This is a genomic window from Kitasatospora sp. NPDC004240 (genome assembly GCF_053603215.1).
Genome location: NZ_JBSGFD010000260.1, coordinates 1 through 9,859, shown reverse-complemented (window position 1 = coordinate 9,859; position 9,859 = coordinate 1). Strand labels below are relative to the sequence as shown.

The window sequence follows — 9,859 nt, the reverse complement described above, 5'->3', positions numbered from 1 at the left end:
ACCCGGTAGCTCCGCAAACCGTCGTTCCCTCCTGGATCACGAGGCCGAGGGTAGGCCTGTCCGGTGGCTGTGCCAACCGACTTCCGTGGCCACGCGTCAGCTTCCGCCGTCCGCCGGTCCGTCCGGCGGTCCCGACCGTGCCGCCCCACCCGCAGCGCCAGCTCGGCCAGGGCCCGCGGCGCGCCCGCCTGGCCACGGACACCGGGGAAGGCGTTCACGTCCACGATCACCGGCGCGCCGGTACCGTCCAGCAGGTCGACCCCGTACACCTCCAGGCCGAACACCTCGCCCACCCGAAGCGCCAGGTCGAGGCGGTCGGCGGGCAGGTCGCGGGCGCCGAGGGGGGTGCCCGGGTCCTCGGCGGCGGGGGACAGCTCGGAGCGGCGGCGGGCGGCGAAGACCTGCCCGTCGATCACCCAGAGCTTCTGGTCCCAGCCGGTGCTGGGCAGGTAGGGCTGGGTCACCACGGGTTCGTCCGGCCAGCGCGCGGCGAGGGCGCGCAGGCCGGCATCGTCGTCGACGCGGGCGACCAGGTCGTGACGGCGGCTGTGCCGGCTCTTGACCACCAGGGGGAAGCGGGGGTCGGCCAGCTCGGCGAGCCGGTCGGCGGTGCGGGTGGCGGCGAACGGCAGGCCGGCCCCCCGGGCGAGTTCGGCCATCGCGGTGCGGTCCTGGCAGAGCTCGGTGGCCGCCGCGGAGTTGATCACCGGTGCGCCGGCGGCCTCCAGGCCGCGGGCGAGCGCGAGGGCGCGCGGGGAGCGGGCCTTGAGCAGGTAGACGTCGGCGAGCCGGTCCGCGGTCGGGAGTGCGGCGGCCTCGGGGTCGAGGTGCGTCACCTCGTGGCGCGGGGTCAGCAGCGCCGCGGTGGCGGCGAGCAGCGGGTGTTCCGGGTCCCGGCCGAGCAGACAGATCCTCATATCGCTCCGCCGAGCACACCGCCGCCGCCCAGCCCGCCGCCACCGGCCGCCACCGCCAGCCCGGACACCGCGGTGAGCCCGGACGCCGCAGTGAGGCCCACCGGCTCGGCCAGCCCCACCGGCCCGGCCAGCGCCGACGCAGCGGTGAGCCCCGCCGCCCCCATGCCGGCGGCCGCCCCGATGCCCGCCCCCGCGGCCAGCTGGAGCACCGCCCGGGAGACCCGGGCCACCGCGTCCGGCACCTGACGGAAGCTCGGGAAGTCGTTGATGTCCACCACCACCGGCCCGTCCGGCCCGAGCAGCACGTCCACGCCGTACAGGTCGAGCCCGAAGACCTCGCCGACCTGGGCCGCGATCCGGGCGACCTCGCCGCCGAGCGGGACGTGCCGCTCGCGGACCTCCTGCCCGGGGTGCAGCGGCGAGCACCGCTCGGTGGCGAAGAGCTCGCCGCCGACGCAGTAGACCTTGAGGTCGGTGCCGGAGTTGGGGACGTACGGCTGGGCGATCAGCAGGCCCTCCCCCGCCAGCTCGGGTCCGAGCTCGGCGAGGTGGTCCGGGGTCGGCACGAGCCGCACGGCACGCCCCGAGCTGCCGTCGGCGGGCTTGACCACCAGCGGGTACTCGGCCTCGGGGATCTCGGCGAGGCGCTCCCACCGGGCGGCCGCGTACGTGACGGGGACGGGCAGTCCCCGGGTGCGGGCGATGACCGAGGCGAGTGCCTTGTCCCGTACGCCGCGGATCGCGCGGGCGTCGTTGACGGTGGTGAGGCCGACCGCGGCGGCGGCCTCCAGCAGGGTGAGGCCGGGGCCTCCGGAGACGGTCTTGAGCACCCAGGCGTCGTGGCTGCCGGCCCGGACGGCCTCGGAGATCGCGATCAGCGAGTCGCCGGGCCGCAGCACGTCCACCCGGTGCCCCCACGCGGTGAGCTGGCGCACCACGTCGAGCGGCATGCCGTCGTGCCGGTAGTGCTCCTCCACCAGAAAGCAGAGCCTCATGCGTCTGTCTCCCCCTCGCTTCGCCCAGTGGACGTCCGGTGTTCCCGTCCGGCAGAGCTTCACCGGCAGAGCTTTAGACGCCCCAGGATGCCACGGGGTGTCCACACAAGATCGCCCGGCCTGTAAGCATTCGGCAACAAGGCCGGAAATGCCCGAGCCCCGGGCCGCCCCGCCGCGCGGGTGCTCGAATTCCCGGCGGGAACGCGGCGGCTCCTGCTTGGATTCCCGCCATGACCTCTGCCGATGCCGTCCCCGATGCCGTCCCCGAGACCAAGTCCGCCGCCGCGTCCGACACCGAGTCCGCCGCCGCGTCCGACCGCGGCGCCGCCTCCCCGCCGGCGGAGCTGGAGCAGCCGGCGGAGCTGAAGGAGATCGAGCGCTACTACGACGCCGTCCCGCGCACCGCCGCCCGGGCCGAGGACTTCGGTCCGCTCACCCTGTTCGTCCGGGAGGACCGGGGCTGGCCGTACTACGCCCGCCCGACGCTCGGCCGCACCGGGCCCGCGGCGACCGCCGGGGACGTCCGCCGGGTGCTGGCCCGGCAGCGCGAGCTGGGTGTGCCGGAGGCGTTCGAGTGGGTGGCCGAGCACGATCCCGGGCTGCGGGCGGCCGTGGAGGCGGCCGGTCTGGTGGTGCACGAGCACCCGCTGCTGGTGCTCGGCCCCGGGGACGAGCCGGTGGAGCCGGCGGGCGCGCTGCCCTCGGGGGTTGCGGTCCGGGTGCTGGGCGCGGGCGATCCCGGGCTGGCGAGCGCCGCGACCGTGGCGCACCTGGCGTTCGCCGAACCGGGCACGGGGCTCGGTACGGCCGGCGCGGTCGAGCTGGACCTGGCCGCGCGGGCCGCGCTCGCGGGCGGCGACGTCGAGCGGCTCGGGCAGCGCATCACCGCCGGTCACACCGTCCTCGCCGCGGCGCTGCGGGAGCGGGCCGGCGACCTGCCCGAGCACGGCACGGCGCTGTGCGCGGGCCAGCACAACCCGGTCGGCCCGGTCACCGAGGTGGCCGGGGTGGGCACCCTCCCCTCCGCCCGACGCCAGGGGCTGGGGCTCGCGGTCACCGCGGCCCTGGTCGCGCACGCGCGGGCGAACGGTGTCCGGACGGTCTTCCTGTCCGCGGCCGACGAGGACGTGGCCCGGATCTACCGGCGGCTGGGCTTCCGCCCGGTGGCGACGGCGCTGATCGCCGGGCCCGCCCCGACGGACTGACCGGCCCGGGCCCGACGGGCCGACCCACCCGCACCGATGGCCCGGCCTCCCGCCCGCCCGGCGCGGCCGGGCGGGCACGCGCCCTCAGTCCGAGTCCTCGTCGTCCTCGCCGCTGACCTCCTCGCCCTCGGCCTCGTCCACCACCCAGCCGGCCAGCCGTTCGGCGACCCCGGAGACCCCGAGCCGCCCCTCGCGGATGGCCCGGGCGAGGCTGCGCACCTCGCGGGCGGTGGTCGCGATGGTGCAGCCGCTGGCCACCAGGTAGGCGTAGGCGACGGCGGTCGCGAACAGTTCGTTGGTCTTCTCCAGGGCCGGCACCCGGATCAGCTGGTGCATCAGGGCGGCGGCCCGGTCCTGCGGTTCGGGGTAGACCGCGATGTCGAAGATCTCCGCCTGGTGGCGGGCGACCGCCGCGAGCAGGGATCCGTAGTCGATGACCTGCGGGTCACCGGGGGTGTACTGCTCGGCGGTCATGAGCAGCCACGAGAGGTCGACCTCCAGGTTCAACGGCGCACGTCCTGGAGGCCGGCCCCGCCGTCGACGCCGGCGTGCTCGCCGAACTCGGCCAGGAAGGCCGTCTCGTACTCCTTCATGAACTGCGCGGCGGCGTCCACGAACGCCCGGCCGGCCTCGCCCATGTCCTGTTGGACCAGGCGCTCGATGTACTGGTTCATGCTGATCCCCTGCTGCTCCGCCCGTTCCCGGGCCATCTCCGCGGTGGTGGCGTCCACCCGGACGTTCAGCTGTTTCTTACCCATACAGCCAAGCTAGCGCTGGAGTGCTAGCACAACAAGGGCGCGTGAAAGCGCTCATACGCCCCCCGCGTGCGCCGCGCAACGCCACGGGGAGCGAGACTTGAAGAGTTCTTCACCTTCGTGGAATCTGAATCTCCCTGGAGCGCTCCGACCGGTCTGGAGGCCGGCAATGACAGCCATTTTCGACCAGGAGCTGCGCGAGCAGCTCGAACAGGCCCGCAAGGAGCTCGCCGCCGCGCGGGCGGCCGGGGACGCCGACGGCGTCCAGGCCTACGAGGGCCGGATCGGCGGACTGCTGCGGCTCGCCGCACAGCACGGCATCAACCTGCCGCACAGCGCCGAAGAGGAACACGGCGAGGACTGAGCGGCCCGCGCACGAGCGCGGAACGCCTGTGGGCGGTGACCGGAGTCCTCCGGTCACCGCCCACAGGCACGTCGGGGGCCGCTCAGCCCTCGATCGGCTCCAGGATCGCCACGCACTCGAAGTGGTGGGTCATCGGGAACAGGTCGAAGGCCCGCAGCGAGACCGGCCGGTAGCCGCCCTCGCGGAAGAACGCGAGGTCCCGGGCGAGCGCCGCCGGGTCGCAGGCCACGTACGCGATCCGGCGGGCGGACAGGCCCGCCAGGTGGGCGACGGTCTCCCGGCCGGCGCCCGAGCGCGGCGGGTCCAGGACGATCAGGTCGGTGGAGGTGATGCCGGTGCGCGGCAGCAGGCTCTCCACCCGGTCGCACTCGATCCGGACGTTCTCCAGGGCGGCCAGGTTGTGCCGCGCGTCGGCGACCGCCTGCTTGGCGGACTCGATGCCCAGCACCGCGCCGTCCTCGCCGACCCGGTCGGCCAGCGCGCCGGCGAACAGCCCGACGCCGCAGTACAGGTCGAGCGCGTTCTCGCCCCACTGCGGGTCCAGGCCGTCCAGCACCGCGTCGACCAGGGTGTCGGGGGCCTCGGGGTGGATCTGCCAGAAGCCGCCGTTGCTGACCCGCCAGGTCCGGCCGGCCGCGCGCTCGCGCACGAAGTCGCGCCCGTGCACCCGGTGGACGTTGTCGTGCTCGTCGATCCGGGTGATCGACACCGGACGGTCCAGCTCGACCAGCGGCAGCTGGGCGCCCGGGGCCGGGGTGAGCACCAGCTGGCGGTCGGAGGAGCCGGTCGCGGCGATCGCCTCGACCGTGACCATGCCCGGCCAGTCGCGGGCCTCGATGCCGAGCTCGGTGACGCCCTCGGCGGCGATCAGGCAGCGGTCGACGGGCTGGATCTCGTGCGAGCGGTGCTTGCGCAGGCCGACCTTGCCGCTGGCCGGGTCGACCGCGTACTGCACCCGGGTGCGCCAGGCGGGCACCTGGCCGGCGGGCAGCTTGCCGCCGACCGGCTCCACGCTGCCGTCCCAGCCGGCCTCGGCCGGGGTCAGGCCAGCCAGCTTGGCGAGCTGCTCGGTGAGCACCTGCACCTTGAGCTTGCGCTGACCGCCGGGGGTGACGTGCTGCCAGTCGCAGCCGCCGCACCTGCCCGGGCCCGCGAACGGGCAGGGCGGGGCGATCCGGTCCTTGGCGGGCTCCAGGATCTCCACCGCGTCGGCGCGCAGGAAGCGCGACTTGGTGGTGCCCTCGGTGACCCGGGCGATCACCTTCTCGCCGGGCAGCGCGTGCCGGACGAACAGCACCCGGCCCTCGTGGCGGGCCACGCAGTGACCGCCACCGTGCGCGACCGGGCCGACCTCGACCTCGTAGCGCTCGCCGACCAGCGGGTCGCCGCCGGGGCCCTTGGGCGCGAACTCGGCGCGCGGGGCGCGGGTGGCCTCGCGCAGCGCCTTGGGAGGCCGGACGGTCTGCTTCCGCGTGCCGGCGGCCTTCGGGCGCTCGGCACGCTCCGTACGCCCGGCGCGCTCGCCCCGGTCGGTGCGCTCCCGGCGCTCCCCGCGCTCGGCGGGACGCTCCGCGCGCTCGGCGCGTTCCGTACGCTCCGGCTGGGTACGCTCCGGGCGCGCGGGCTGTTCGACCGGGGCGAGCGGCGCGGTCTGCGCCGTGTAACCGTCACGGTCGGTGGCGGCGGGCCGTACGGGCTTGCCCCAGCGCGGCCGGGCGACCTGGCCGGTGCGGGCGGCTCCGCCCTTGCGCGCGCCCTTGCCGGACGCGCCGCCCTTGCCGGACGAGGAGCCCTTCGAACCGGACGAACCGTTCGAGCGGGGCGGGGTGTTGCGGGTCACTGGGAGGAATCCTTGCTGCTGCGGCCGGTGGCGGCGTCGCCCGTGCCGTCGGGCGTACCGGGGACATTCGACTGTACGGCCTTCGGGGCCCGGGGCTCGCCACGACGGACGGAACCCGGCGCCGACCAGGCCTTCTGCGGCTTGCGACGCTCGGAGGACTCCAGCTGCCACGGCACCGAGGTCACCATCACCCCGGGCTTGAACAGCAGCCGGCCCTTGAGCCGCAGCGCGCTCTGGTTGTGCAGCAGGTGCTCGTACCAGTGACCGACCACGTACTCGGGGATGTAGACCGAGACGACGTCGCGCGGGCTGCTGCGGCGCAGGTTCTTCACGTAGTCCAGGACCGGGCCGGTGATCTCGCGGAACGGCGAGTCCAGCACCTTCAGCGGCACCTCGATGCCCCGCTCGTCCCACTCCCGGCGCAGCGCCGCGGTGTCCGAGGGGTCGACGTTGACGGTGACCGCCTCCAGCGTGTGGGCGCGGGCCAGCCGGGCGTAGGCGAGGGCCCGCAGCGCCGGCTTGTGCAGCTTGGAGACCAGCACGATGGCGTGCACCCGGGTCGGCAGCACCACGTCGTCCGGCTCCTCGGCGGCGACCAGCTCGGCCGAGACCCGGTCGTAGTGCCGGCGGATGGCCTTCATCATCACGAACAGCACGACCATCGCGGCGATCGCGATCCAGGCGTGGCTGATCTTGGTGGCGAGCACCACGATCAGCACGGCCATGGTCATCACCAGGCCGAAGGTGTTGATCGCCCGGCTGCGCTGCATGTGCCGGCGGCGGGCCGGGTCGGTCTCGGTGCGCAGCTCGCGGGTCCAGTGCCGGATCATGCCGGACTGGCTCATGTTGAACGACACGAAGACGCCGACGATGTACAGCTGGATCAGCCGGGTCGGGTCCGCGTCGAAGGCGATGATGAACAGGATCGCGGCCAGCGCCAGCAGGATGATGCCGTTGGAGAAGGCCAGCCGGTCGCCGCGGGTGTGCAGCTGACGCGGCAGGTAGCGGTCCTGGGCGAGGATCGAGCCGAGCACTGGGAACCCGTTGAAGGCGGTGTTCGCGGCCAGCACCAGGATCAGGCCGGTGACGGCGGCGACGAAGTAGAAGCCGGGCGTGAAGTTGGAGAACACGGCCTCACTGATCTGCGCCAGCGCGGTCTTCTGGTGGTAGTCCGCGGGGGCACCGCCCAGCTGCTCGTGCGGCTCCTCGGCCATCTGGACGCCGGTGAGGCGGGCCAGCCAGATGATGCCCATGAACATCACCACGGCGATGGAGGCCATCAGCAGCAGCGTGGTGGCCGCGTTCTTGCTCTTCGGCTTCCGGAAGGCCGGCACGCCGTTGGAGATCGCCTCGACGCCGGTGAGCGCCGCACAGCCCGAGGAGAACGCCTTGAGCAGCAGGAACACCATCGCGAAGCCGGCCAGCGACTCGTTGCCCGGGGTGGCCACCAGCTGGAACCCGGAGCTCTCGGCGGGCATCTCCTGCCCGAACCCGAAGTGCCGGACCACGCCGTACACCACCATGCCGAGCACGCCCACCATGAAGGCGTACGTCGGGACGGCGAAGGCCGTGCCGGACTCGCGCACCCCGCGCAGGTTCATGCCCATCAGCAGGATGACCACGATCACCGACAGGGTCAGCTCGTGGCCGCGCAGCGAGGGCACCGCGGAGACCACGTTGGCCACGCCCGAGGTGGTGGAGACCGCCACGGTGAGGATGTAGTCGACCATCAGCGCGCTGGCGACCACCAGGCCGGAGTTGGGGCCGTGGTTGACGGTGGCGACCTCGTAGTCGCCGCCGCCGCTGGGGTACGCGTGCACGTTCTGCCGGTACGAGGCGACGACCGCGAGCATCACGACCGCGACGACGACGCCGATCTGCCAGGAGAAGTGCAGGGCCGAGGCACCCGCCAGGGACAGGACGAGCAGGATCTCCTCGGGCGCGTAGGCCACCGAGGACAGCGCGTCCGAGGCGAAGACGGGCAGCGCGATGCGCTTGGGGAGCAGCGTCTCCCCGAGTTTGTCGCTGCGCAGCGCACGCCCGATCAGGATGCGTTTCGGAAGGTCAGTCGGCATAGGCACGTTAAGGAATCGTAGGGGCTCTTCACCGGACGGGCCGCCTCATGTCCCCCCCTTCGTCGCGACTGTGTTCGGCGGACCGGCTAGCGTGTCGGATACGAGCCGGCGGGCAACACTCACGTTGTCACACGGATCCTTACGAGAACGCTCGCCCCGAGCAGCGGGGCGGGGAAGGAAGATGAGCGGTGTTTGCGCAGGTCAAGAACCCAACGGGACGGGTGAGGTAGCGCCGGTGCACATCGTCATCATGGGCTGCGGCCGCGTGGGCTCGGCCCTCGCCCGGGCGCTGGAGAAACAGGGCCACTCGGTGGCCGTCGTCGACCAGGACCCCACCGCCTTCCGCCGGCTCGGCGCCGGGTTCAACGGCCGCCGGGTCACCGGCGTCGGTTTCGACCAGGACACCCTGCGCGAGGCGGGCATCGAGGAGGCCGGCGCGTTCGCCGCCGTCTCCAGCGGTGACAACTCCAACATCATCGCCGCCCGGGTCGCCCGGGAGAACTTCGGTGTGGAGAACGTCGCCGCCCGCATCTACGACCCGCGCCGGGCCGAGGTCTACCAGCGCCTGGGCATCCCCACCGTCGCCACCGTCCGCTGGACGGCCGACCAGATGCTGCGCCGGCTGCTGCCGAGCGGCGCCGAGCCGCTGTGGCAGGACCCGAGCGGCACCGTCCAGCTGGCCGAGGTCGCGTACGACCCCGACTGGGTCGGGCACCGGCTGAGCGCGCTGGAGGAGGTCTCCGGCGCGCGGGTGGCGTTCGTCACCCGGCTCGGCGAGGGCGTGCTGCCCACGCCGCAGATGGTGGTGCAGGAGGGTGACCTGGTGCACGTGATGCTGCGCCGGGCCGACCTGACGGCGGTCGAGGCCGCGTTCGCGCAGGGGCCGAAGGAGGAGGGTCACTGATGCGGGTCGCCATTGCCGGGGCCGGTGCCGTGGGCCGCTCGATCGCGGGCGAGCTCCTGGAGAACGGGCACGAGGTCCTGCTCATCGACAAGAACCCGAACTCCATCTCGGTGGAGCGGGTCCCCATGGCCGAGTGGCTGCTGGCCGACGCGTGCGAGATCACCTCGCTGGACGAGGCGGCGCTGCAGCGCTGCCACGTGGTGATCGCCGCGACCGGTGACGACAAGGTCAACCTGGTCGTGTCGCTGCTGGCCAAGACCGAGTACGGCGTGCCGCGGGTGGTCGCCCGGGTGAACAACCCTAAGAACGAGTGGCTCTTCAACGAGTCCTGGGGCGTGGACGTGGCCGTCTCCACCCCGCGTCTGATGTCCGCCCTGGTCGAGGAGGCGGTCAGCGTCGGCGACCTGGTCCGGCTGATGCGCTTCAGCCAGGGCAACGCCAACCTGGTCGAGCTGACCCTGGCCTCCGACACCGAGCTGGTCGGCACCCGGGTCGGCGACGTCCCGTGGCCGCCCGACACGGCGCTGGTGACCATCATCCGCGAGGGCCGGGTGCTGGTGCCGCGCAAGGACGACACCCTGGAGGGCGGCGACGAGCTGCTCTTCGTGGCCGCCCAGGAACGCGAGGAGGAGCTGGAGAACCTGCTCTCCGCGACCTCCGGCGCCCAGTAGGGCCACCCCCGCACAGCACGACGGGAGGGGGCGTACTCGCTACGAGTACGCTGTCCGTCTCCGAACTCGTGCTGTGTGGTGGCATCCCCGCAGGCTTCGGCGTGCCGCTGTTCGCATCGGCCGCGGCGCGGGC

10 protein-coding genes are annotated in these 9,859 nt (G+C 73.5%); 4 read left to right on the top strand and 6 right to left on the bottom strand.

Going from position 1 to position 9,859, the window contains the following annotated elements:
- Both ACWEQL_RS38125 and ACWEQL_RS38120 read right to left on the bottom strand, forming a co-directional pair.
- Positions 1-917 (bottom strand): ATP-grasp domain-containing protein (locus ACWEQL_RS38125; protein WP_452155466.1); only part of this gene is annotated, 917 nt, incomplete at its 3' end.
- Positions 914-1,912: an ATP-grasp domain-containing protein gene (locus ACWEQL_RS38120; protein WP_452155464.1), complete on the bottom strand. Its 999-nt coding sequence runs from the start codon at positions 1,910-1,912 to the stop codon at positions 914-916. The genes ACWEQL_RS38120 and ACWEQL_RS38125, both read right to left, overlap by 4 nt.
- Positions 1,913-2,142: 230 nt before the next feature.
- On the opposite strand from ACWEQL_RS38120, the gene ACWEQL_RS38115 reads away from it, so the two are divergent.
- A complete protein-coding gene (locus ACWEQL_RS38115) occupies positions 2,143-3,117 on the top strand; it encodes a GNAT family N-acetyltransferase (RefSeq protein ID WP_452155462.1) in 975 nt (324 codons plus the stop codon).
- 84 nt (positions 3,118-3,201) lie between these two features.
- Here the strand turns inward: ACWEQL_RS38115 and ACWEQL_RS38110 are convergent, their stop codons facing one another.
- The gene (locus ACWEQL_RS38110; RefSeq protein ID WP_452155460.1) at positions 3,202-3,624 is read right to left on the bottom strand and encodes a fic family toxin-antitoxin system, toxin component; all 423 of its coding nucleotides are present in this window, start codon (positions 3,622-3,624) and stop codon (positions 3,202-3,204) included.
- The gene (locus ACWEQL_RS38105; protein ID WP_452155458.1) at positions 3,621-3,875 is read right to left on the bottom strand and encodes a toxin-antitoxin system HicB family antitoxin; all 255 of its coding nucleotides are present in this window, start codon (positions 3,873-3,875) and stop codon (positions 3,621-3,623) included. Before ACWEQL_RS38105 ends, ACWEQL_RS38110 begins: the two co-directional genes overlap by 4 nt.
- 166 nt (positions 3,876-4,041) lie before the next feature.
- On the opposite strand from ACWEQL_RS38105, the gene ACWEQL_RS38100 reads away from it, so the two are divergent.
- Complete coding sequence (locus tag ACWEQL_RS38100) at positions 4,042-4,236, top strand: hypothetical protein (RefSeq protein WP_452155456.1); 195 nt, start codon at positions 4,042-4,044, stop codon at positions 4,234-4,236.
- A gap of 82 nt (positions 4,237-4,318) precedes the next feature.
- Here the strand turns inward: ACWEQL_RS38100 and ACWEQL_RS38095 are convergent, their stop codons facing one another.
- Both ACWEQL_RS38095 and ACWEQL_RS38090 read right to left on the bottom strand, forming a co-directional pair.
- A complete protein-coding gene (locus tag ACWEQL_RS38095; protein WP_452155468.1) occupies positions 4,319-5,614 on the bottom strand; it encodes a class I SAM-dependent RNA methyltransferase in 1,296 nt (431 codons plus the stop codon).
- 458 nt (positions 5,615-6,072) lie between these two features.
- A complete protein-coding gene (locus ACWEQL_RS38090) occupies positions 6,073-8,151 on the bottom strand; it encodes an APC family permease (protein ID WP_452155454.1) in 2,079 nt (692 codons plus the stop codon).
- Positions 8,152-8,386: 235 nt separating this feature from the next.
- Here ACWEQL_RS38090 and ACWEQL_RS38085 point away from each other — a divergent pair, with 235 nt between their 5' ends.
- Together ACWEQL_RS38085 and ACWEQL_RS38080 are read left to right on the top strand one after the other, a co-directional pair.
- Positions 8,387-9,055, top strand: a complete 669-nt coding sequence (locus ACWEQL_RS38085) for a potassium channel family protein (protein ID WP_452155452.1) — start codon at positions 8,387-8,389, stop codon at positions 9,053-9,055.
- Positions 9,055-9,726, top strand: a complete 672-nt coding sequence (locus ACWEQL_RS38080) for a potassium channel family protein (protein WP_452155450.1) — start codon at positions 9,055-9,057, stop codon at positions 9,724-9,726. The genes ACWEQL_RS38085 and ACWEQL_RS38080 overlap by 1 nt, the downstream gene beginning before the upstream one ends.
- Positions 9,727-9,859: the final 133 nt, after the last annotated feature.

Excerpts from the sequence above, each read along its gene's own strand:
- ACWEQL_RS38120 (WP_452155464.1), bottom strand. The coding sequence starts at position 1,912 with ATGAGGCTCTGCTTTCTGGTGGAGGAGCACTACCGGCACGACGGCATG.
- ACWEQL_RS38100 (WP_452155456.1), top strand. The coding sequence starts at position 4,042 with ATGACAGCCATTTTCGACCAGGAGCTGCGCGAGCAGCTCGAACAGGCC.
- ACWEQL_RS38080 (WP_452155450.1), top strand. The coding sequence starts at position 9,055 with ATGCGGGTCGCCATTGCCGGGGCCGGTGCCGTGGGCCGCTCGATCGCG.
- ACWEQL_RS38105 (WP_452155458.1), bottom strand. The coding sequence starts at position 3,875 with ATGGGTAAGAAACAGCTGAACGTCCGGGTGGACGCCACCACCGCGGAG.
- ACWEQL_RS38090 (WP_452155454.1), bottom strand. The coding sequence starts at position 8,151 with ATGCCGACTGACCTTCCGAAACGCATCCTGATCGGGCGTGCGCTGCGC.
- ACWEQL_RS38115 (WP_452155462.1), top strand. The coding sequence starts at position 2,143 with ATGACCTCTGCCGATGCCGTCCCCGATGCCGTCCCCGAGACCAAGTCC.